We start from the raw sequence: 21,376 nt of genomic DNA, 5'->3' as shown, positions 1-21,376 counted from the left end.
GTTACGAATGGGTCAGCGATCGGCCCAGCAGCCTGTCGCATTGCTTAATGATCGTGGCCGGCCGGCACCGGCGGCTGGCCGAGTGCCTCGCCCAGGCGACGGATCGCCGCGATCTTGGCATCGAGCGCGTTCCAGTCATCGTGTTCGGCGATCGGCGCCCAGATGCTTTCCACTTCGTCGATCAGCAGGCTGGGCGGGGCCTCTTCCTGCCACAGTGGATGGTCGCCGCCACAAGGTTCATAGCCAGCGAGCGCGGGCACGGCATCGGCGCCGCGCCCGCCGCGATGGGCGTGAAAGAATGCATCGGGGCCGGTCCCGCTGGCGCGCATCCCCGCCTCGCAGGCCGCGATCAGAGCGCTATCGCGTTCCAGTCCTTGCGATACCACGCCCAGGCGCCAGCACCAGCGGCGCGCCATGGCGGCCTGGTAGAGCGGGCCAAAGCGTTCGAGCGCGGCGATCAGCGGCGGCGCTTCTTCCACCAGGCGCAGCGCTACGGCCAACTGGCCGCAGTTCCAGCCGATCACCTCGGGCTGGCGGCCAAAGGCATAGCGGCCGGCCTCATCGAAATAGGCCGCGACAAAGCCCGCATCCCAGCGGGGCAGCCAGCGCCACGGGCCATAGTCAAAGCTTTCGCCCGTCACGTTCATGTTGTCGGTGTTGAGCACGCCGTGAACAAAGCCCGCGACCATATAGCTGGCGGCCATATTGGCCATGCGCGCCACCACCTGGTGCAGCAGCGTGGCCGCCGGGCTGGACCCGGCGGGCGCCGCATCGGGCGCGCCGGGAAACTGCGCCAGGCAATAGGCGATCAATTCGTGCATCTCGGCCGGCTTGTCGAGCGCGAGCAGGCGCTGGAACGTGCCGATGCGGATGTGCCCATGGCTGAGCCGCACCAGCACCGCCGAGCGGGTGGGCGAGGGCTCATCGCCGCGCCACAGGTTCTCGCCGGTCTCGATCACCGAAAAGGTGCGGCTGGTGTTGACGCCCAGCGCTTCGAGCAGCTCGGTCGCCAGGATTTCGCGCACCGCGCCTTTGAGTGTCAGGCGCCCGTCGCCCCGCCGGCTCCACGGCGTTTGCCCGGAACCCTTGGTGCCCAGGTCGAGCAGGCGGCCCGCGCCATCGCGCAACTGGGCAAAGGTAAAGCCGCGCCCATCGCCCAGGTCAGGATTGTACACTCCGAACTGGTGCCCGTGATAGCGCAGCGCCATTGGCCCGGGCAGATTGCCGGGCAGCGGCACGAAGCGGCCGAAGTGGGCGAGCCACTCGTCACCGCTAAGGCCATCAAGCCCCACCTGCGCGGCGGCACGATCATTGCGCCAGCGCAGCACGGTCTGCGGAAAATCGGCCGCCGCCACGCTATCGCCCAGCCAGGGCGCCAGCGCCGCCAATTGCGGATCGGGGCGATAGGGAATGGCTTGACCCGGCAGCGGGCGATCCGACACGGCTTGCGGGACAGGCTCCATTCTTCCATTAGTGGGGTGCTTGCACGCCACAGGCAAGGCGCCTTGTGGCTTAACAGTGATACAAGACACGGGAAAACGCGTTTGCCCATCGCCACATTCGAGATTCGCAGTTGGGCCAGCACCGATGGTTTGCGCCTGGCCTATCGCGCCTATCCCGGCGATGCGGCGCGTCTTCCGGTGATCTGCCTGCCCGGCCTGACGCGCAATGGCCGCGATTTCGAGGATCTGGCCCCGCATATCGCTGCCAGCGGCCGGCGCGTGCTGTGCCCCGATCTGCGCGGGCGGGGGGAAAGCGACTATGCCCGCGATCCGATGACCTATCAGCCGCCGGTCTATGCCCAGGATCTGGCGGGCCTGCTCGCCGCCGAAAAGATCACCCGCTTCATCGCCATCGGCACCTCGCTCGGCGGCATTCTCACCATGGCGCTGGCGGCCGGCCAGCCCGGCCTGGTGGCGGGCGCCGTGCTCAACGATATCGGCCCGGTGATCGATCCGGCCGGCCTGGCGCGCATTACCGACTATGTCGGCCAGGGGCGCAGCTATCTGACCTGGATGCACGCCGCACGCGGCCTGCGCGAGACGATGGGCGATATCTATCCCGATTTCAGCATCGAAGACTGGCTGCGCCTGGCCAAGCGGCTGATGGCGCTGGGCACGGGCGGGCGCATCGCCTTTGACTATGACATGAAGATCGCCGCCCCGATCGAGGCGGCAGAGCAGGCGCGCGACGATGCTGCGGCCAAGGCCAGGGCAGAAGGCACCGCGCCGCCGCCCGAGGCCGATCTGTGGCCGCTATTTGCCGCGCTCACGCCGGTGCCGCTGTTGGTGGTCCATGGCGCCACCTCGGACATTCTCTCGGCTGATACCGCCGCCGCGATGGCGCAGCGCCATCCCGATTGCACGCTGGTGACCCTGCCGCGCGTGGGCCATGCCCCGACGCTGGACGAACCCGAGGCACGCGCGGCGATCGATGCCCTGCTGGCCCGGCTGGACTGACGGCATCTGGCGCAGGAACCTTGACCATGGATCGCCAAGCCGGCCCGGCCCGCCGCCTGCATGTGCTGCACCTGCATTCCACGTTCGATGCCGGGGGCAAGGAACGCCGCAGCGTGGCGCTGATGAACCGGTTCGGCAACGCGCTCGATCATTCGGTCGTCTCGGCGCAGCCTGGCGCGCTGGGCGCGCGCAGCCTCTTGGCGCGCGGGCTTTCGGTGCATTTTCCGCTGGGTTTTCCCCCGCTGGCGGGCAAGCTCGGCGTGCGTCGCCTGCAGACCCTGGCGCGCGGGATGCAGGGGTTTGACCTCATCTGCACCTACAACTGGGGGGCGATGGATGCGGTGATGGCGCACGCGCTGTTCGCCCCGCTCTATGGCCTGGCGCCGCTGGTCCACCATGAAGACGGCTTCAATGCCGACGAGGCAGAGCGGCTCAATCCCCGGCGCAACTGGTTCCGGCGCGTGGCCCTGGCCCGGGCCAGCGCACTGGTGGTGCCCTCGCGTCGGCTTGAGGCCGTGGCCCGCGATGCCTGGCACCAGCCGGCCGGCAAGGTCCACCGCATTGCCAATGGCATCGACACCGCCGCCTATGCCCGCAAGGCGCGCCCCGACGCGCTGCCGCGTGTGATCAAGCGGCCGGGGGAAAAGTGGGTGGGCACGCTGGCCGGCCTGCGCCCAGTCAAGAACCTGCCTCGCCTGGTGCGCGCCTTTCGTGCGCTGCCCGAAGAATGGCACCTGGTGATCCTGGGTGAAGGGCCCGAGCGCGAGGCGATCCTGACCCAGGCGATGGATCTCAACATCGGCCACCGCGTGCATCTGCCCGGCCATGTTCCCGATCCGGCGCTGGCAGTGGGGCTGTTCGATTTCTTTGCGCTGTCGAGCGATAGCGAGCAGTTTCCGCTGTCGGTGGTAGAGGCGATGGCCGCAGGCCTGGCCGTGGCGAGCCCGGCCGTGGGCGACGTGGCCGAGATCGTTGCCGCTGACAACGCGCGGTTCATCGCGCCGGTCGGTGATGAAGCAGCGCTGGCCCAGGTCATGCTGGACCTGGCAACCGACGAGCTGGCGCGCCGCCGCGCCGGGGCGGCCAACCGCGTTCTGGCCACGCGCGAGTATGATGAAAGCGTGATGGCCGGCCACTATGCCCGCGTCTATGCCGATGCGCTGGGACTGACCCAATTCCCGTGAAGCATCGTTCGTTGTCGCGATGTTGCAGGCGGTTGGCCGCTTAACCATCGGTTCAGCGGGGGACAGCCAGCATCATAGGCGTTGAAAAGGTGGCTCCATCCGCTAAACACCGCGCCCATTCCGTGCAATTCTTGCCCATCCCTTGCTCTCAATCGCCGAAAGCTTAGCCTTGGCCCTTAGACCGAACCGTCCGCAAAACCCGTCCGATCCGCGTGCCGTTGCGCGCGCCGCCGAAGGCAATGTCTTCGCCCGCGAAGTGGACGATGCCCTGCGCCAGGACGAGGCGCTTTATGCGCTGCGCAAGTGGGGCAAGCCGGTTGGCGCGGCCGTGGTGCTGGGCCTGGCCGGGCTGGGTGGCTGGCTGTGGTACAGCAATCACCAGGATACGCTGCGCGGCCAGCAGGGTGAACAACTGACCCAGGCACTCGACAATTTCGAAGCCAAGAACGACAAGGCCGCGCAAGCCCTGCTCGATCCGCTGGCCAAGGACGGCACCCCGGGCAACCGCGCCGCCGCGCAGCTGCTGCTGGCTGGCAAGGCGCAGGACGATGGCAAGGCCGATCAGGCCGCCAAGGGCTTTGCCGCCGTTGCCGCCGACAGCAATGCGCCGCAGGCCTATCGCGATGCCGCCACGGTGCGTGAAGTGGCCATCACGTTTGACAAGCTGCCTCCGCAGCAGGTGATCGACCGCCTCAAGCCGCTGGCCGTGCCGGGCAACCCGTGGTTTGGCAGCGCCGGCGAACTGGTTGGCCTGGCCTATCTCAAGCAGGGGCACAACGATCTGGCCGGGCCGCTGTTTGCCGCCATCGCCAAGGATAAGGACGTGCCCGACACGATCAAGCGCCGCGCGCGCCAGGTTGCCGGCAGCCTGGGTGTCGACGCGGTTGACGATGTTTCGGCAGTTATCGGGCAGGCCCAGTAAGGCTGCCACGGTTTCCCGATCGATCGGGTTTGCATGCATTGCGCGCCGCCGCCCCGCATCGGGCCGCCGGGGCATGACAGGACAAGGAAGACAGGCATGATCCGCATTCCCAGCCAGGGCCACATGGCCCGCCAGCCAGGCGCCGGCACCGATCGCCGCCGGATTGCGGCGCTGGCCCCCGCGGCGGTGCTCGGCCTGGCGCTGGTTCTGGGCGGTTGCGCCGGGCACAAGGGCAAGGTCAAGGCCACGCCCACCGTGGGCGAACGCATTCCCGTGCTGTCGCGGATCGAGGCCGGCACCAAGGTCGATCCCACGCTGGCCAGCATGGACGTGGTCGTGCCCGCGCCCGTGGTCAACACCGAATGGGCCCAGGGCGGCGGCACTGCCAGCAAGTCTTCGGGCCATCTCGCGCTTGCCGATGCCCCGCAAAAGCTGTGGTCCACGCGCATTTCCGGGTCTTCGCCCAAGCAGCGCCTGGCCGCATCGCCGGTGGTGGGCAATGGCACTGTCTTCGTGATGGACACCGAAGGCGTGGTGCGCGCGCTCGATGAAAACAACGGCCACGAAAAGTGGAAGCAGGGCTTCCGTCTGCCCGAAAAGAACGATTCGATCTTTGGCGGCGGCGTCAGCTTTGATTCGGGCAACGTCTACATCACCACCGGCCTTGGCGAAGTGGCCGCGCTCGATGCGGCCGATGGCAAGATCAAGTGGCGGGTAAAGCCGGCTGGCCCGCTGCGCGGCGCGCCCACCGTGGCGTTCGGCGCGGTCTATGTGATGACGCAGGACAACCAGATCTTTGCGCTCAACACCGCTGATGGCACCAATCTGTGGAATCAGTCCGCCTCGGTCACGCAAAGCGGCGTGTTCGGCGTGGCGGCTCCCGCCGCTGGCCAAGGCACGGTGATCGCCGGCTACAGCTCGGGCGAACTCGTGGCCTATCGCTATGAAAACGGGCGGCAGCTGTGGTCCGATGCGCTGGCGCGTACCTCGATCGCCACGAGCGTTTCGACGCTGACCGATATCGATGCTGATCCGATCATCGAACGTGGCCGGGTCTATGCCCTGGGCCAGGGCGGCCGCATGGCCGCCTATGAACTGGTCACCGGCCAGCGTATCTGGGAACTCAACCTCGCGGGCATTTCCACCCCGGCAGTGGCTGGGGAGTGGATCTTTACCCTGACCGACGAAGACAAGCTGCTGTGCATCGCCAAGTCCACCGGCAAGGTCCGCTGGATGAGCCAGCTGCCCCGCTATCTCAAGCCCAAGAAGAAGGAGAGCCCGATCTTCTGGACCGGGCCGGTCTTGGCAGGCAACAAGCTGTGGGTGGCCAATTCGCGTGGCGAGATTTCCACCATCACCGTGGGTGATGGCACGCTGGCCCGCGTGACCAAGGTGGCAGCGCCCGTTACCCTGCCGCCGATCGTGGCTGACAAGACCCTGATCGTGCTGGATGACAGCGGCGAAATCACCGCCTGGCGTTAACCTTCTTCACCGAATTTCCACTTCTGCGCGTATAAGCGGGCGGGTATGACCAAGTCGCCCGCCCACGCCGTTTCGCCCCGCCCTGCCAGCGATGTGTCCGTCTGGGTAGGCTTGGTGGGCCTCGCTGGCCTGCTGGCATGGGTGGCGGTGTGCCGCGCCTGGCCGCAGATCGTCGATGCGCTGGGCTTGCCAGGGCCGCACGCGCGGCTGGCCGGATCGAGCGCGGCGGTGCTTGCCCTCTTGTTTTCCGGCACGCCGATGGTGGCCTGGTCGCTGCTGGTCGACAAGGTTCATCGCCGGCCCTCCACCGGCATCGACTGGACGGCGCCGCGCCCGTTGCGCAGCGTGCTCGATATCTCGATCACCAAGCTGGCCGGGCTCTGGGCCACCTGGGCGCTGATCGCCTTAGTCTATTGCCTGGGGCGCTGGTATTGGCGCGGGCAGTATCTGTTCGCCATGGACCTTTTGGAACAGGCCGCGCCGTTCCTGTTCCTGGGCGCCGTTCCCTATGTGCTGTGGCTCGATCGCGTGCTGGTCAACCCGCGCGACGGGGCCTGGCATTTCGGTGCCATGCTGATCGGGCGCGAAGCCTATGACGTGGACCAGGTGTGGCACCACTTGCGCGCCTGGACGGTGAAAGGCTTTTTCTGCGCCTTCATGATCTCGATCCTGCCCGGTGGTTTTGCCGCCGTGGTCGAGGCGGACTGGACCGGGCTGTGGGCCGATCCGGTACGCTGGTCGAACACCGCGATCGAGGCGATGTTCATGATCGACGTGCAGATCGCCATGGTCGGCTACCTGCTGACGATGAAGCCGCTCGATGCCCACATCCGCACGGCCAATCCCTATCTGGCGGGGTGGGTGGCAGCGCTGATGTGCTATCCGCCCTTTGTGCTGATGGGCGGCGGCGGCGTGCTGGACTATCACCAGAACACCGCAGAATGGGCCTATTGGTTCGATGGCCATCCGGCGCTGCTGTGGGCCTGGGGCCTGGCGCAGGTGGTGCTGACGGCGATCTATGCCTGGGCCACGATTGCCTTCGGCTTGCGCTTTTCCAACCTTACGTATCGCGGCGTGCTGACCAACGGCCCCTATGCCTTTACCCGGCATCCCGCCTATCTGTCGAAGAACCTGTTCTGGTGGCTGGTGACGATGCCGTTCCTCGCCACCACGCATTCCAAGGTTGATGCCGTGCGCAACACGGTCACCCTCGCGCTGGTCAGCGCGGTCTATTTCTGGCGCGCCAAGACCGAGGAAAAGCACCTGCTGGGCGAAGACGCCAAGTATCGCGCATACCATGCCTGGATGGCCCAGCATGGGCTGATCACGCGGCGGTTGGGCCGGTTGGTGCGAATGATTTTTGGTCGGTCGGGCGCGGGTATCCACTACCCCCAGACCCCCTCATCCAAAGAGGATGGGGAGGATAAAGCATTAATCTAAAAGTCCCCTCCTCTTCATAGGAGGGGGTTGGGGGGGAACCCTAGCGCTAAGCGCTCAAACCGCCACGCCTTCATCGCTTTCGAACACGCGGATGTTGCGCTCGGTCAGGCCCAGGCCGGCGCGCTGCTGTGCCCAGGTGGCCATGTGCGCGGTCTGGAAATGGGCGTCGAGCGCGGCGCGGTCGCGCCACTTTTCGCTGACGTGGATCACTTCGGGATCAAGCGCATCGTGCGAATAGGCATAGGCCAGGCACCCGTCTTCGGCGCGGGTAGCCTCGATCACCGCGCGCATCATCGGCGCGGCGGTGGCGAAGGCGGCGGTCGGCAGGCGAAACGTGCCCATTACCAGGATCATGGGGTACTATCCTCTCAAAAGCTCTTGGCGGCATAGACCTTGGACAGGTCACCGCCCCACGCGCCGTGGTACAGATCGAGCAAGCGCTCGGCCGGGGTCTTGCCCGAGGCGACGATCTCGTCCAGCGGCAGGAGATAGCCGGTTTCGTTGTCTCCGGCTGCGTTGAGGCGCCCGCGCGCGGCCAGGCCCGAGCGCGCAATGTCGAGCACGCGGCCGGCGATATCGCGCAGGGTGCCGCCACCGGGCAGCGGCGCATCAAGGCCCAGCTTGGGTACGCTGGCGCGCAGGATCTCGCGCCCTTCCAGGTCCCAGTCCTTGACCAGATCCCACGCCGCATCGAGCGCGCCCTGATCATAGAGCAGTCCCACCCAGAACGCGGGCAGGGCGCAGATCCGGTTCCACGGGCCGCCATCGGCGCCGCGCATTTCCAGGAACGATTTCAGCCGCACTTCGGGGAAGGCGGTGGAAAGATGGTCGATCCAGTCGCTCTTTCGCGGCTTTTCGCCGGGCAGCGCGGGCAGCTTGCCATCAAGGAAATCGCGGAACGACTGGCCGGCGGCATCGATGTATTTGCCATCGCGGAACACGAAATACATCGGCACGTCGAGCATGTAGTCGACATAGCGTTCATAGCCAAAGCCGTCTTCGAACACGAAGGGCAGCATGCCCGTGCGCGCGGGATCGGTGTCTGACCAGATGTGGCTGCGATAGGACAGGAAGCCGTTGGGCTTGCCTTCCAGGAACGGTGAATTGGCAAACAGAGCGGTGGCCAGCGGCTGCAACGCCAGGCTGACGCGGAACTTCTGCGCCATGTCGGCTTCGCTGGCATAGTCCAGGTTGGTCTGGATCGTGCAGGTGCGCAGCATCATGTCCAGCCCCATCGTGCCCACGCGGGGCATATGGCGCAGCATGATCTCATAGCGGCCCTTGGGCATGATCGGCAGATCGCCGCGCGCCTTGTCGGGCCACAGGCCAAGGCCGAGGTAAGCGAGGCCAAAGCGATCGCCGATGGTCTTGACCTGGGCAAGATGGCGCCCGGTTTCCGCGCAGGTTTCGTGCAGGCTTTCCAGCGGCGCGCCCGACAGTTCGAGCTGGCCGGCCGGCTCCAGGCTGACCGCGCCATCCGGGCCGGACATGGCAATGACCTTGCCGCCTTCCATCACCGGCTCCCAGCCGAATTCGGTCAGCGCCATCAGCAGATCGCGGATGCCACCTGGCTCGTCATAGGACGGGGCGGCATGATCGGCCGTGCGATAGACGAATTTCTCGTGCTCGGTGCCGATTCGCCATGCCTCGCGCGGCTTTTCGCCCTTCTGCATGGGGGCGACAAGCTGGTCCCGGCTCTCGATGAGAGGATCGTTGCTATCTGAAACCTGTCTCGTGCTCATGCCCGCATCCGTTAGTGGCCAAACGGACTTTGCGCCAGCGATAAACGTGGGATGAACGATTGCAGGGCGGCAATAATCCCAGGGGTGTGCGCGCAGCGCAAACCCTCACGCGGCAGCCCAGTCCCCCGCAACCCCCATCCACAATCCCAGGCCCGCCACGGCTGCCGTTTCGCCCCGCAGGATGCGCGGACCCAGGGTAATGGCGTGGGCGGCAGGATGTGCGCGGATCGCGGCGCGTTCCGCTTCGTCAAAGCCGCCCTCCGGCCCGATCAGCAGTGCCGCTGGGCCCTTGTGCGCGGCAAAGGCAGCGGCAGCGGGCGCGCCGCCCTGTTCATCGGCAAAGAATAGCGCGCGCCCGGTTGGCCAGTCGCGCAGCATGGCGTCGAGCTTCACCGGATCGAACAGCGCGGGCAGGGCAGTGCGTGCGCATTGCTCGGCCGCCTCGGTCACGATCGTGGCGGCGCGCTCGGCATTGAGCTTGTCGGCCACGCAGCGCCGCGTAATCACCGGGCGGATCTGGCCGGCGCCCAGTTCTGTCGCCTTTTCCAGCACCCAGTCGAACGCCTGCTTCTTGAGCAAGGCCGCGCACAGCCATAGATCGGGCACCGCCTCCAGTGGCCGCAACTGCCGCTCGAGCGTCAGCATCATGTCACGCTTGCCGGCGTGCGCCACGCGGGCAAGCCATTCGCCGGTCTGGTTGTCGCACACGATCACCGCGTCGCCCGGCCCAGCGCGCATCACCTTGCCCAGATAGTGCGCCTGTGCGCTGTCGATCGCCAGGCTGGCGCCCTCTTCCAGCCGTTGTTCCACGAACAGGCGCGGGGCAGAGCGGGGCGGCCAGGCGGGGGTGGCGGGCAGATGATCGGTCATGGGCAGCGTTCATAGGCAGCGCCGCGCGCGGCGGCAACACGCGGGCGATCTGTCCCCTTGCGGGCCCGACCAAACCGGCGCAGGAGCATGGCAGCATGACCACGGCAACCGATCAGATCGTCCCTGACAGCGAACATCGCGGGCTGGTGGCCCGCCTGCCGCAGCCCTTGCGCGATTATGCGCTGCTGGCCCGGCTGGACCGGCCGATCGGCTGGTGGCTGCTGTTCTGGCCCTGCGCCTGGGGCGTGTTCCTGGCCGGCGGCGCGCGGCAGTGGCACTTGGTGGCGTGGATGCTGCTCGGCTCCATCGCCATGCGCGGGGCGGGGTGCGTCTATAACGATATCGTCGACGCTGATCTCGATGCGCGGGTCGCCCGCACGGCGCAGCGCCCGGTGGCCAGTGGTCGCGTGCGCAAGAAGGCGGCCTGGGCCTGGCTCGTGGTGCTCGCTGCGGTGGGGCTGGTCGTGCTGCTCCAGTTGCGCTGGCAGGCGCAGATCGTCGCGCTGGGCAGTCTGGCGCTGGTCGCCGCCTACCCGTTCATGAAGCGCATCACCTGGTGGCCACAAGCCTGGCTCGGCCTCGTCTTCACTTGGGGCGCGCCGACCGGCTGGGTGGCGGTGCACGATGGCGACCTCGGCGCACTCGCCGCGCTCTATGCCGGGGCGATGTGCTGGTGCATCGGCTATGACACGATCTATGCCCTGCAAGACCGCGAGGATGACGCCATGGTCGGCATCCGTTCCAGCGCCCGCGCGCTGGGCAGCAAGGTGCGGCCCGGCGTGACTGCATTCTACGCCGCTGCCGTGGCGCTATGGGCGCTGGCGTTCTGGCTGATCCATCCCGATCCCCTCGCGCTGCTCGCGCTGCTGCCGGTGGCGCTGCACCTGGCGTGGCAGGCGCTGAGCCTGGATGTGGACGATGGCGACAACGCCCTGGCACGGTTCCGTTCAAACCGCACGGCGGGTTTCCTGATGGCGCTGGCATGCCTGGTGGTGGGGAGCGCGGGGTAGGCGGACCGAGAGGCTTGGGAAACATGCCCTCCCCAGCCCCTCCCGCACGCGGGAGGGGCTTTTTGGCGCTGTTCTCCCCTCCCGCGTGCGGGAGGGGCTGGGGGAGGGCATGTTACAGCGCGCGCCCAATCAGTTCGGCCGTGGTTCGACCGGATAAACGATGAAGTCCGGCCGCACAGCCTTCACGGGCGTGTCGCCCATGGCATCCACGGTCTGAACCAGGTCGGCAATCGCGGCGGGCGGCAGCGCCAGGCCGTGTTCGGTCGGGTGCGTGGGCGCTTCCATCGGATAGTCCTGGCCCGGCGTGGTGGTCATCTCGATATGGGTGCCGAGCAAGGCGCGGATCGGGTGTGTCTGGGCAAAGGCGGCCAGGCGATGGGCGCTGGCGCGGAATTCGGCGAAGTGGTTGCTCGGCACGTAGAGACGGCCGGGATAGAGCATGTCACCCGACAGGAGCAGGCGGGTTTGCGGGTCGTAGATCATGACGTGGGCGCTTTGATGACCTGGCGTCGGGATGGCGCGCAGCACGCGGCCGCCAAGGTCCAGCGTGCCCAGGCCGTTGGGCCAGTCGGCCACGTGAAACGCGCTGGCGACATCGGCTGGGGCAAGGCCTACCACGGTGGTATCCGGCCGATCGACAAATTCGCTGTCGCCGGCATGATGGTCGCCATGGCTGTGCGAATGGGCCACTGTCAGGTGCAGCGGGCGGTTGCCATGGGCCTGGCGCCATTGCGCGATCACGCGCTCCACCGTGGGCCGCACCATGAGGCCGCCGGCGCCGGTATCGACCAGCAGCGCACCCTTGCGTCCGAACAATAGATAGAGGAACGGCGCCTCGAAATTGGTTTTCACCGATTGGCGGATCACGAAGGTATCTGCGTCAACCTGTTGCACCTGCATCTCTGGTTCGCTGGCCGTGGTGCCATCGATCCAGTGCGCGAAGGGCGGGGGATCGAACGCCGGGGCCGCGCCGATCAGCAGGGACGATCCTGCGGTAAGGCCAAGGGCAAGGGCGAGGCGAAAGCGGCGTGCAGTGTCCATCCTGTCTGAATGGCACGCGCGGGCGCGCGCGACCATGATCGGGTGCGCCCGCGCTTTTGATCCTGTGCGTTCTACACCGCCGTAGCGAGCAGTTCTTCCGCGCCGCCGAGGTCCACGCTGACCAGACGCGAGACGCCGCGTTCCACCATGGTCACGCCAAACAGGCGGTGCATGCGGCTCATCGTCACGGCGTTGTGCGTGACGATGAGATAGCGGGTCTGCGTTTCGGCGACCATGGCGTCGAGCAGGTCGCAGAAGCGTTCGATATTGGCATCGTCGAGCGGCGCGTCCACTTCGTCGAGCACGCAAATCGGCGCGGGATTGGTGAGGAACAGGCCAAAGATCAGCGCCACTGCCGTCAAGGCCTGTTCGCCACCCGACAGCAGCGTCAGCGATTGCAGCCGCTTGCCTGGCGGCTGGGCCATGATTTCCAGGCCTGCTTCCAGAGGGTCGTCGCTGTCGACCAGCGCGAGATGGGCTTCGCCGCCGCCGAACAGGCGGGTGAACAGGCGGCGGAAATGCCCGTCCACCGCCTCGAACGCGGCGCGCAGGCGCTCGCGCCCCTCACGGTTGAGGTTGCCGATCGAGCCGCGCAGGCGGTTGACCGCTTCGGCCAGTTCGGCCTGTTCGGCCAGGCTTTCGGCCTGGCGCGCCTCGGCCTGGGCGAGTTCGTCTGCCGCCACCAGGTTGACCGGGCCGATCCGCTCCCGCTCGGCCAGCAGCCGCTCGTGCGTGGTGCTTTCGCTGGCGGCATCGCCCACCTCGGCCCTGGAAAAGGCAAAGCGTTCGGGCAGCAGGGGCGGCGGGCATTGAAAGCGCTCGCCGGAAATGCTGGCCATTTCCTGGCGGCGCTGGTCTTCGTGGCTGGCCTGGGCGCTGGCCGTGGCGCGCGCTTCACGCGCGGTGGCCAGGGCTTCGGTGGCCTGGGCGAGGGCCGTATCGGCGGCCTTGCCGGCGGTCTCGGCCTGGGCCAGCGCGGCTTCGGCCTGGGCCAGATCGGTGGAGAGGCGGTTGCGGATCGCTTCGCCCTGTTCGATTTCGGCGATGAGGCCGGCCGGTTTGGCCGCACTGATCGCGCGTTCTGCGGCTAGGTCTTGCGCCCGCGCGGCCATTTGCGCCAGACGCTTGGCCGCGTCGCCGGCGCGGGCCTGCCAGTTGCGCATGTCGGCCTTCATCCCGCCCAATCGCTCACGCCCCACGGCCAGCGCCTGTTCCAGCGCGGCATGGGCTGCCATGGCCTGTTGCAGGGCGGTGCGTGCTGTCTGGTGCTGGGCCTGCGCCGTGGCGACTGCGGCGCGGCCTTCTGCCGGATCGGGCAGCGCGGCGTGGCGGGTGCCTGCCGCCTCTGCCTCGGCCTGGGCTGCCGTGATCTGTTCGGCGAGGGTCGCCTCTTGCTGTGCGAGGTCAGCGGCGCGGGCATCCTGCTGGGCGCGTGCCGCTTCGGCCTGATCCACCGCGCGCAGGGCGCTGCGTTCGGCCTCGGCCGCCTGGCCGATCAAGCGTTCCACCCCGCTCCATTCCGCCTGGGCCTGGGCCAGGCCATCGCGCGCCGCATCATGGGCGGCCTGCGCGGCCGCTACCGCTGCGTCGAGCATGGGACGGCGCGCTTCCAGATCGGCCAGGCGGTTGTCGGCTTCCAGTGCAGCGGCTTCTGCCGCGCCTTCGCCGCGTGCCACAAAGCCGTCCCAGCGGCGCAAGTGGCCGGCGCGGGTGACCAGCCATTCTCCGGGGTTGAGCGCCTCGCCGCTGTCGGCCTCGACCGCACGGACCAAGGCAAGCCGCGCTGCCAGTTCTGCAGGGCAGGCGCGCAGGTGATGCAGCAGCGCATCGGCAAGTGGCGCGGGCGGTGTGGCGCCAGTCCAGAACCGCCCTTCACCGGCCTCTGGCGCCGGGCCGAGCGGCGCCATGGCATCGCGGCCCAGCACGGCGGCGAGCGCGCGTTCCCAGCCGGGCGCGACGCGGCAGCCTGACAGCGCCGATGGCCCGCGCCCGCGCGCCGCGGCGGCCTTGGCCCGCGCCGCCTTGTCCCGCGCCAGGGCTTCGGCCTCTCGCGCGACGCCGGCGAATTCGGCCCGCGCGGTGGCGAGGGCATTGGCGGCGCCGTCGCGGTCCTGGGTCAAAGCCTCGCGCGTGCTTGCCAGTTCCTCGCGCCGGGCGCGTTGCGCCGCCAGGGTTGCGGCAGCCTCTTGCCGGCGGCGTTCCGCCTCGGCCAGGGCCATTGCGGGATCGGGCTCCGCAGCCAGGGCCGCGCGGCGCCCGGCAAGGCGCTGGGCCTCGCCGTCCAGCCGGGTGAGCGCGGTTTGCGCGGCCGCCAGCGCGGCCTGGGCCACGCGCCACTCGGCCTCGACGCCGGCTTGTTGCGCCTGGGCCTGGGCTTGGGCCAGTTCGGCGGCGCGGGCGGCGCGTTCCGCCTCGTCCAGCGCGCTGGCCAACAGCGGGCGGCGTGCTTCGTCGGCCAGCAGCGCCGCCTCGGCACTGGCCAGGTCGCTTTCCAGCTGGGCCAGCGCTTGTGCCGCCTGCGCGGTCAACTGGTCGGCCTGGGCGCGGTCTTCCTCGATCGCGCGCAATTGCCGATCGATATCCGCCACGCGCTGTTCGGCTGCCTCAAGCTGTGCGGAAAGGGCGGCCATGCGCTGCCCATGGGCAGAAGCATCCTGGCGGCGATCGAACAGCTCCTCGCGCGCCTCGGCCAGTGCGGTGGCGGCGCTGTGCTGCGCGCCTTGCGCGGTGACGGTGGCGGCCTGGGCGCCGGCCACCGCTGCATCGGCCCGGGCGGCAGCCTCACGCGCGGCCTGGGCAGCGGCGGCGGCATCGCGCCAGCGGGCAAAGACCAGCCGCGCCTCGGCCACGCGGATCTTGTCAGACACGGCGCGATAGCGCTCGGCCGCACGGGCCTGGCGGCGCAGCGCGGCAATCTGGCCATCGAGCCTGGCCATGAGGTCTTCCAGCCGTGCCAGATTGGCCTCGGTCGCGCGCAGCTTCTGTTCGGCATCGCGCCGGCGCACGTGCAGGCCGGCAATGCCTGCTGCTTCTTCCAGCATCATCCGCCGCTCGGCCGGCTTGGCGGCGATGACTGCGGCAATGCGCCCCTGGCTGACCAGTGCCGGGCTATGCGCGCCGGTGGCGGCATCGGCAAAGATCAGCCCCACGTCCTTGGCGCGCACATCGCGGCCGTTGACGCGATAGGCGGAACCGGCGCCGCGCTCGATCCGCCGCACCACTTCCAGTTCGCCGCCCCACTGGTCGTCAGGGTCGGTCTGGGCGGTCAGGGCCACTTCGGCAAAGGCGCGGGCCGGTCGGCTGGTGCTGCCGGCAAAGATCACGTCGTCCATGCCCGCGCCGCGCATGGCCTTGGCCGAAGCCTCCCCCATGACCCAGCGCAGCGCTTCCAGCAGGTTGGACTTCCCGCAGCCGTTGGGGCCGACCACGCCGGTCAGCCCCGGTTCGATGCGCAGTTCGGCCGGTTCGACAAAGCTCTTGAAGCCCGAAAGCTTCAACCGCTGGAAATGCATCGCCCCGGCCCCCCTGGCCCCATCCCCGGAACGGGGATCAGCGCGCGCCGGCGCGCTGCAGGATCGGCTCGAGCTGTTCCCAGGTGGCCACGTCCACGTTCTTGCCGTTGACGATGAAGGTGGGCGTGCCGCTGATAGTGTACTTGTCACCGGCGGTCTGGGTATCGCTGGCCAGCGCCTCGGCAGTCTTGGAATTGGCGAGGCAGGCCATCGCCTGATCGCGCGCAATGCCGCGGGCGCCGAAGAAATCGATCAGGCCGCCCTTGTCGGCCATCACGCCGAACATCTGCGCGGGCGGCAGGTTCATCGCCTGGATTTCCTTGGCGGCGGGCTGCAGCTTGGCAAAGATGTCCTTCTGGTTGGCATAGACCTGCTGGGTCAGCGCAAAGAAGCTGTCCGGCGAGCCGCAGTGCGTCAGCATGGCCATCGTCGTGTCGAACGGATCACGCACGAAATTGCGGAATTCCAGGCTGACGCGGCCGCTGTTGACATAGGTGTCACGCAGCTTGGGGAAGCCCTTTTCCTCGAACTCGGCGCAGTGCGGGCAGGTGAGCGAGCCGAACTCGATCAGCTTGATCGGCGCGTCGGGATTGCCCATCACATAGCCGCCATCGGCATTCTTGCTGACCACATCGCTCCAGGCCTTGCCGGCGGGCGGGGCCACGGTGGGCAGGGCAGCGGCAGACTGGGCGGCCGGGCCGCCGGCATCGTCCTTCTTGCCGCAGGCAGCAAGACCCAGGGTTAGCGGCAGGGCCAGAAGCGCAAGGCGTGTGGTGGCAAATTTCATCACAGGTTTTCCCGTTGCATGGGGCGGTAAAGGGAGGGGGGTGCCGATCAGTTGATACGCGCTTCAAGCTGCGGCTTGAGCGCGGCCCAGCTGGCCGTGCCGGCCAGCGGCAAGCCGTTGATCATGAAGGCCGGCGTGCCTTCGACATAGTCCTTTTCGGCGGCGTCCTTGGTGCCGGCGGCCAGGCGGTTGGCCAGGCCTTCGTCAGCGAGGCAGCGATCGGCCGCGGTACGGCTGACCCCGCGCGAGGCCATCATGTCATAGAACTTGAAATCGCTGGCGATGGCGCGGGTGCGGCTGGCCAGCGGGCCGGTGATCCAGCGCTGGCGCTGGGCCGGGCTGGCGGTCATTTCCAGGCCGATCCAATCGTCCTGGCGCGTCAGGAACATCAGGTGCGTCTGCCAGAACTGTGCGGGCGGCACGCAGTGGGTGAGCAGCGCCACGGTCAGGTCGATCGGGTCGCGCACGAAATTGCGCACCTCGATCGAACCCTTGCCGGGCGCGATGAAGCCCAGGCGCAACTGGGCATCGGCTTCCTGGGTGAAATGGGCGCAGTGCGGACAGGTATAGCTGATGTATTCCACCAGCTTGACCGGGGCATTGGGGTTGCCGAGCAGGAAACTGTCGCGCGCGGTGCGCACCACGGTCTGGTTCCAGTTGCGGCCAGCGGGTGCGGCGGGCGCCTTTTTCGGCGGAGCAGCCTGGGCCGGATTGGCCACCAGCGTGGCAAGCGCGGCGGCAAGCGAAAGGGCCATGGCCCTGGCAGTGGAACGAAGTGTCGTGGTCACGTTCGGAATGGTCACTTGCGGATATCCCTGTTGTCCCGGTTTGGCTTTGGTTCTGGTTTGGCGCTGGCTTCGCCCAGCGAGCGGGCGAGCGATTCCAGCACGGCCCGCAGTTCCGGGTCTCCCACGGCGCGCAGGCTGTCGCCCAGGTCCATCGGCACCGGTTTCAACGTCGGCGGCGCCAGCGGCGCAGGGCCTGTCGGGCGTGGCGCCTGAACCACGCCTTGACGCAGCTTGACCTTGGCCACGGCGCGATAGCCGAAGAAGCGGTTCACCCGCTCGATGATCTCGGGCACCACGTGCTGGATCAGCGGGGCATGGGCGGGGGTTACCACCAGTTGCAGGATGCCGTCGGCCTTTTCGCCCGGGGCAAAGCGGATCGATTCGGGCATGCAATGGCGGGCATGGGCCGTGCCGACGATTTCGGGCCAGCGGGTCACGACCGAGCTTTGCACAAAGCCGAAGCGGCGAAACGCGGTGCGGCCGATCGCCGGCATCAAGTCGGCAATCTGCCGTGCCTCTCCGCCGCGCTTGCGCTCAAAGCCCTTGGGCGCGGCCTTGCTCGCTGCCGCGTTGGCTGGCTTGGCGGCCGGCTTGGCGGCACCCTTTCGGGCAGGGCGGGGTTTGGCCTGATCGCTTTCCATGATGGCGCCTGCCATGCCATAGCGGCGCCATGCAAGCCAGTGGCCATCCTGACGATTTCCCCGCCCAACGTGATGAAACCGCAAGCGTGCCGGCCAGCCATGGCGTGGCCGCGGCCCTGCTGGCCTGGTACGATGCCCATGCGCGGGTGCTGCCCTGGCGCAGCCGGCCGGGAACGCCAGCCCCCGATCCCTACCGCGTGTGGTTGTCGGAAGTGATGCTGCAGCAGACCACCGTGGCAGCGGTCGGCCCCTATTTCGAGAAATTCACCCGCACCTGGCCCACCGTGCATGATCTGGCCGCCGCCGACGACGCGGCGGTCATGGCGGCCTGGGCGGGGCTGGGCTATTATGCCCGCGCGCGCAATCTGCTGGCCTGCGCGCGCGCGGTTTCCGCGCTGGGCGCTTTTCCCGATACCGAGGAGGGCCTGCGCGCGCTGCCGGGCCTTGGCGCCTATACCGCAGCGGCAGTGGCGGCGATCGCGTTTGGCCGGCATGCCGTAGTGGTCGATGCCAATGTCGAACGGGTCGTGGCACGGCTTTTTGCCATCGATGTGCCGCTGCCCGCTGCACGCCCGGCCATTCGCGCGGCCACCGCCACCATCACGCCCACGGCGCGCGCGGGTGATTTCGCCCAGGCGATGATGGACCTGGGCGCCACGATCTGCACGGTCAAGGCGCCGCGCTGCCTGTTGTGCCCACTGCGCGGCGCCTGCCAGGCAGAGGCGGAAGGCCGGGCCGAGGCGCTGCCGGTCAAGGCGCCCAAGAAAGCCAAGCCGCAACGCCAGGGACACGCGTTCTGGATCGAACGGGTCGATGCCGATGGCCAGGCGCAGGTGCTGGTGGTGACGCGGCCGGGCAAGGGCATGCTGGGCGGCATGCGGGCGCTGCCCGACGATGGCTGGAGCGCGCGGGCCGATGGTGATGGCCAGCCGCCGGTGGCCGGAACCTGGCGATCCGCCGGAGTGGTGCGCCATGCCTTTACCCATTTCGATCTCGATCTGCATTTGCTGGTAGGCGCAGGATTTTCTCCCGCTAATATCCCCGGCGCCCACATTCCCGGTGCGCAGTGGTGGCCCCGCAGCGACATGGAAAATGCCGGGTTGCCAACGGTTTTTGCCAAGGCGGCGCGCCTGGCATTGGCCGGTGCGCACGAAGGGTGAAAGCGCCACGCGCGCAACGATGAACAGGCGTCTAGGAAAGGTTTGGCTGCAATGCACGATCGCATGACACTTCCGCAAACCCCGGCGCTCAGCCGTCGTGGCCTGCTGGGCGGGGCAGGGCTGCTCGGCGGGGGCCTGTTGTTGCAGCGCTGGGCCCATGCCGCGCCCACCGATCCGCGCCTGCCGGCAATCACCGGGCTGCTCGACGACTATGTCAGCAGCGGCAAGCTGGCCGGCGCGGTTGCCACGCTGGGCTGGGGCGATGCCCCGCCCGAGGTGGTGGCGCGCGGCACTGGCACGCGCGGCGACGCCCGGCCGCTGGATGAAAACGCCTTGTTCCGCATCTATTCGATGACCAAGCCGATCACCGGCATGGCCGCGATGATCCTGATCGATGAGGGCAAACTTGGCCTCGACCAGCCGATCGCCGATTTCCTGCCGGCCTATGCCCACATGAACGTGCTGGTCGATCCGGCCGGCCCGGTGGACAAGGTGGTGCCGGCAACCGCACCGATCACCGTGCGCCAGCTGCTGACGCACACGGCCGGGCTTGGCTATACCATTATCCAGACCGGCCCGATCCGCGATGCCTATGCCGCGGCCGGCATCATGCCCTATCGCGCCACCCGCGTGCCGCTGCCGGGCTTTGGCGAAGTGCATACCGCGCCCAGCCTGGCTGCCTTTGCCGACAATCTCGCCCGCCTTCCCCTGGTCTATCAGCCGGGCACGCGCTGGTCCTATTCGGTGGCGCTCGATCTCATGGGCCGGATCATCGAACTGGCTTCCGGGCAAGAGTTCAGCGCCTTCCTGAAAGCGCGTTTCTTCGATCCGCTGGGCATGGACAGCACCACGTTCCAGCTGGCCCCGGCCGATGTGCCGCGCTTCACCACCAACTATGTCGTGGCCGATGGCCGCCTGCTGCCGATCGATGGCGCGACCAATTCGGTCTATCTCGATCCGCCGGCCTTTCCGTTTGGCGGCGCAGGCCTGATCAGTTCGCCGCGCGATTATGACCGGTTCCTGGCCATGCTGCTGGGCGGCGGGGTGTTTGCCGGCAAGCGGGTGATGAGCCAGCGGGCGGTCGACATGGGCACCAGCAACCTGTTGCCGCCCGGCGCCAGTACTGCAGGTACGTGGATTGCCGGCCATGGCTTTGGCGCGGGCGGCCGCGTTGGCCTTGGCGATTCGGCGGGCACCTATGGCTGGTCGGGCGCGGCTGGCACGATCGGCTTCATCAGCAAGGTGGGCGGCGTGCGGGCCGGGTTCTTTGCCCAGTTCATGCCCAGCACAGCCTATCCGTTCGATACTGCATTCCCCCAGGCCGTGCGCAGCGATGTGCGCGCGCGGCTGCTGGCCCAGCACAAGGTTGCCGCATGACCACTACCGACACGCTGGCCCGCACGTTGGCCCGCGCGCTGCCGCCGATTGCCTATGCCGGCAATCCGCTGGACCGGGCCGATGCCGTGCGCACCGATCCCGCGCGGCTGGCTGCGGTGCAGGCTGCGCCCGATGCGCAGTTGCTGGTGCTTGATGGCCTGGCGCCGGCGTTCGGCGCCGATGGTGGATTGACCTGGGCGCCGCTTCAATCCGCGCCGCAAGGGGCGGATCTGGTGTTCCTGGGGTTGGATGAAGCGGGGCGGGGCTGCTTTGCCGCCGCCGCGCCGGATCTGGGCGGTAGCACGGCTCCCGCCGCGCCCAATCTGCGCGCCCTGCTCGATGCCATGCCGGCGCGCGATCTGGCAATCTATGGCGGCGCGCGCAGCCTGGTCGATTGGCACGCGCGCCACCGCTTTTGCGCGCGCTGTGGCCATGCCACGCAGGCGGCCAAGGGCGGCTGGCAGCGCTCATGCAGCAATGCGGACTGCGGCGCCGATCACTTTCCGCGCGTCGATCCGGTCACGATCATGCTGGTCGAACATGACGGGCGCCTCTTGCTGGGGCGCCAGCCACGCTTTCCCGCCGGGCGCTATTCCGCGCTGGCCGGCTTTGTCGAGCCGGGCGAAACGGTGGAAGAAGCCGTGGCACGCGAAGTGCTGGAGGAAGCCGGCGTGCGCGTGCGCGACGTGCGCTATGTCGCCAGCCAGCCCTGGCCCTATCCCTCGTCGCTGATGATCGCCTGCCATGCCGTGGCCGATGATCCCACCATCACTATTGATCAGAACGAGTTGGAAGACGCGCGCTGGTTCACCCGCGAAGAAGTCAGCGCCGCGCTGGAGGGCCGGCCCGATGCGCCGTTCGGGGCGCCGACCCATACGGCGGTGGCGCGGCACCTGCTGGAATGGTGGATGGCGCACAGGGGCTGAACCGGCGTTGGCTGAACCGGCGTTGCGCATGCCCG

Annotated in this window: 18 protein-coding genes; 9 read left to right on the top strand and 9 right to left on the bottom strand. The window is 68.2% G+C overall.

Annotation, left to right across the window (positions count from 1 at the left end; translation table 11 throughout):
• Window positions 1-44: 44 nt before the first annotated feature.
• Complete coding sequence (locus tag IP65_RS14200) at window positions 45-1,463, bottom strand: protein adenylyltransferase SelO family protein (protein WP_022675020.1); 1,419 nt, start codon at window positions 1,461-1,463, stop codon at window positions 45-47.
• An 87-nt stretch (window positions 1,464-1,550) separates the two neighbouring features.
• On the opposite strand from IP65_RS14200, the gene IP65_RS14195 reads away from it, so the two are divergent.
• The 5 genes from IP65_RS14195 (at window position 1,551) to IP65_RS14175 (ending at window position 7,487) form a co-directional block, all read left to right on the top strand.
• Entirely contained in the window at window positions 1,551-2,459 is a 909-nt protein-coding gene (locus IP65_RS14195; RefSeq protein ID WP_028657511.1) for an alpha/beta fold hydrolase, read from the top strand.
• A 26-nt stretch (window positions 2,460-2,485) separates the two neighbouring features.
• Window positions 2,486-3,643, top strand: coding sequence for a glycosyltransferase family 4 protein (locus tag IP65_RS14190; RefSeq protein WP_022675022.1), 1,158 nt, complete (start codon window positions 2,486-2,488; stop codon window positions 3,641-3,643).
• A gap of 169 nt (window positions 3,644-3,812) precedes the next feature.
• On the top strand, window positions 3,813-4,565 hold the full coding sequence (locus tag IP65_RS14185; protein WP_022675023.1) for a tetratricopeptide repeat protein: 753 nt from the start codon (window positions 3,813-3,815) through the stop codon (window positions 4,563-4,565).
• Window positions 4,566-4,688: 123 nt separating this feature from the next.
• Window positions 4,689-6,047, top strand: coding sequence for a PQQ-binding-like beta-propeller repeat protein (locus tag IP65_RS14180; protein ID WP_022675024.1), 1,359 nt, complete (start codon window positions 4,689-4,691; stop codon window positions 6,045-6,047).
• Window positions 6,048-6,092: 45 nt separating this feature from the next.
• Complete coding sequence (locus tag IP65_RS14175) at window positions 6,093-7,487, top strand: isoprenylcysteine carboxylmethyltransferase family protein (RefSeq protein WP_022675025.1); 1,395 nt, start codon at window positions 6,093-6,095, stop codon at window positions 7,485-7,487.
• A 54-nt stretch (window positions 7,488-7,541) separates the two neighbouring features.
• Here IP65_RS14175 and IP65_RS14170 read toward each other — a convergent pair whose 3' ends face one another.
• The 3 genes from IP65_RS14170 to IP65_RS14160 form a co-directional block, all read right to left on the bottom strand.
• Window positions 7,542-7,841 carry a putative quinol monooxygenase gene (locus tag IP65_RS14170; protein WP_022675026.1) on the bottom strand — a complete coding sequence of 100 codons (300 nt, stop codon included), beginning with the start codon at window positions 7,839-7,841 and terminating at the stop codon, window positions 7,542-7,544.
• A 14-nt stretch (window positions 7,842-7,855) separates the two neighbouring features.
• Complete coding sequence (locus IP65_RS14165) at window positions 7,856-9,229, bottom strand: glutamate--cysteine ligase (protein WP_022675027.1); 1,374 nt, start codon at window positions 9,227-9,229, stop codon at window positions 7,856-7,858.
• A gap of 105 nt (window positions 9,230-9,334) precedes the next feature.
• Window positions 9,335-10,087, bottom strand: a complete 753-nt coding sequence (locus IP65_RS14160; protein WP_028657514.1) for a 16S rRNA (uracil(1498)-N(3))-methyltransferase — start codon at window positions 10,085-10,087, stop codon at window positions 9,335-9,337.
• A 107-nt stretch (window positions 10,088-10,194) separates the two neighbouring features.
• Between IP65_RS14160 and ubiA the strand changes: the two genes are divergently transcribed.
• Window positions 10,195-11,109, top strand: a complete 915-nt coding sequence (gene ubiA / locus IP65_RS14155) for a 4-hydroxybenzoate octaprenyltransferase (RefSeq protein WP_022675029.1) — start codon at window positions 10,195-10,197, stop codon at window positions 11,107-11,109.
• 129 nt (window positions 11,110-11,238) lie between these two features.
• Here the strand turns inward: ubiA and IP65_RS14150 are convergent, their stop codons facing one another.
• The 5 genes from IP65_RS14150 to IP65_RS14130 all read right to left on the bottom strand — a co-directional run bounded on the left by IP65_RS14150 (window position 11,239) and on the right by IP65_RS14130 (window position 17,893).
• Window positions 11,239-12,150: an MBL fold metallo-hydrolase gene (locus IP65_RS14150; protein WP_022675030.1), complete on the bottom strand. Its 912-nt coding sequence runs from the start codon at window positions 12,148-12,150 to the stop codon at window positions 11,239-11,241.
• Window positions 12,151-12,221: 71 nt separating this feature from the next.
• Window positions 12,222-15,662, bottom strand: coding sequence for a chromosome segregation SMC family protein (locus tag IP65_RS14145; protein WP_054132145.1), 3,441 nt, complete (start codon window positions 15,660-15,662; stop codon window positions 12,222-12,224).
• A gap of 37 nt (window positions 15,663-15,699) precedes the next feature.
• Window positions 15,700-16,449 (bottom strand): thioredoxin domain-containing protein, encoded by a 750-nt coding sequence (locus IP65_RS14140; protein WP_022676844.1) that lies wholly within the window; start codon window positions 16,447-16,449, stop codon window positions 15,700-15,702.
• Window positions 16,450-16,496: 47 nt separating this feature from the next.
• Window positions 16,497-17,252: a thioredoxin domain-containing protein gene (locus tag IP65_RS14135; RefSeq protein WP_022676845.1), complete on the bottom strand. Its 756-nt coding sequence runs from the start codon at window positions 17,250-17,252 to the stop codon at window positions 16,497-16,499.
• Window positions 17,249-17,893 (bottom strand): DUF721 domain-containing protein, encoded by a 645-nt coding sequence (locus IP65_RS14130; protein ID WP_022676846.1) that lies wholly within the window; start codon window positions 17,891-17,893, stop codon window positions 17,249-17,251. Before IP65_RS14130 ends, IP65_RS14135 begins: the two co-directional genes overlap by 4 nt.
• A gap of 14 nt (window positions 17,894-17,907) precedes the next feature.
• Between IP65_RS14130 and IP65_RS14125 the strand changes: the two genes are divergently transcribed.
• The 3 genes from IP65_RS14125 to nudC all read left to right on the top strand — a co-directional run bounded on the left by IP65_RS14125 (window position 17,908) and on the right by nudC (window position 21,341).
• Window positions 17,908-19,038, top strand: coding sequence for an A/G-specific adenine glycosylase (locus tag IP65_RS14125; RefSeq protein ID WP_082350169.1), 1,131 nt, complete (start codon window positions 17,908-17,910; stop codon window positions 19,036-19,038).
• 63 nt (window positions 19,039-19,101) lie between these two features.
• Window positions 19,102-20,415 carry a serine hydrolase gene (locus IP65_RS14120; protein WP_028658001.1) on the top strand — a complete coding sequence of 438 codons (1,314 nt, stop codon included), beginning with the start codon at window positions 19,102-19,104 and terminating at the stop codon, window positions 20,413-20,415.
• Window positions 20,412-21,341 carry an NAD(+) diphosphatase gene (gene nudC, locus IP65_RS14115; RefSeq protein ID WP_054132144.1) on the top strand — a complete coding sequence of 310 codons (930 nt, stop codon included), beginning with the start codon at window positions 20,412-20,414 and terminating at the stop codon, window positions 21,339-21,341. Before IP65_RS14120 ends, nudC begins: the two co-directional genes overlap by 4 nt.
• Window positions 21,342-21,376 lie beyond the last annotated feature (35 nt).

Origin of the sequence: Novosphingobium sp. AAP1, assembly GCF_001295765.1 — a bacterium.
GTDB lineage: Bacteria > Pseudomonadota > Alphaproteobacteria > Sphingomonadales > Sphingomonadaceae > Novosphingobium > Novosphingobium capsulatum.
This window is presented reverse-complemented; position numbering and strand designations above follow the sequence as displayed.

Bases quoted from the DNA above. Each gene is read 5' to 3' on its own strand.
- IP65_RS14140 (WP_022676844.1), bottom strand. From the start codon at position 16,449: ATGAAATTTGCCACCACACGCCTTGCGCTTCTGGCCCTGCCGCTAACC.
- nudC (WP_054132144.1), top strand. From the start codon at position 20,412: ATGACCACTACCGACACGCTGGCCCGCACGTTGGCCCGCGCGCTGCCG.
- IP65_RS14180 (WP_022675024.1), top strand. From the start codon at position 4,689: ATGGCCCGCCAGCCAGGCGCCGGCACCGATCGCCGCCGGATTGCGGCG.
- ubiA (WP_022675029.1), top strand. From the start codon at position 10,195: ATGACCACGGCAACCGATCAGATCGTCCCTGACAGCGAACATCGCGGG.
- IP65_RS14190 (WP_022675022.1), top strand. From the start codon at position 2,486: ATGGATCGCCAAGCCGGCCCGGCCCGCCGCCTGCATGTGCTGCACCTG.
- IP65_RS14130 (WP_022676846.1), bottom strand. From the start codon at position 17,893: ATGGCAGGCGCCATCATGGAAAGCGATCAGGCCAAACCCCGCCCTGCC.
- IP65_RS14125 (WP_082350169.1), top strand. From the start codon at position 17,908: ATGCAAGCCAGTGGCCATCCTGACGATTTCCCCGCCCAACGTGATGAA.
- IP65_RS14120 (WP_028658001.1), top strand. From the start codon at position 19,102: ATGACACTTCCGCAAACCCCGGCGCTCAGCCGTCGTGGCCTGCTGGGC.
- IP65_RS14170 (WP_022675026.1), bottom strand. From the start codon at position 7,841: ATGATCCTGGTAATGGGCACGTTTCGCCTGCCGACCGCCGCCTTCGCC.
- IP65_RS14150 (WP_022675030.1), bottom strand. From the start codon at position 12,150: ATGGACACTGCACGCCGCTTTCGCCTCGCCCTTGCCCTTGGCCTTACC.
- IP65_RS14145 (WP_054132145.1), bottom strand. From the start codon at position 15,662: ATGCATTTCCAGCGGTTGAAGCTTTCGGGCTTCAAGAGCTTTGTCGAA.
- IP65_RS14165 (WP_022675027.1), bottom strand. From the start codon at position 9,229: ATGAGCACGAGACAGGTTTCAGATAGCAACGATCCTCTCATCGAGAGC.
- IP65_RS14200 (WP_022675020.1), bottom strand. From the start codon at position 1,463: ATGGAGCCTGTCCCGCAAGCCGTGTCGGATCGCCCGCTGCCGGGTCAA.
- IP65_RS14175 (WP_022675025.1), top strand. From the start codon at position 6,093: ATGACCAAGTCGCCCGCCCACGCCGTTTCGCCCCGCCCTGCCAGCGAT.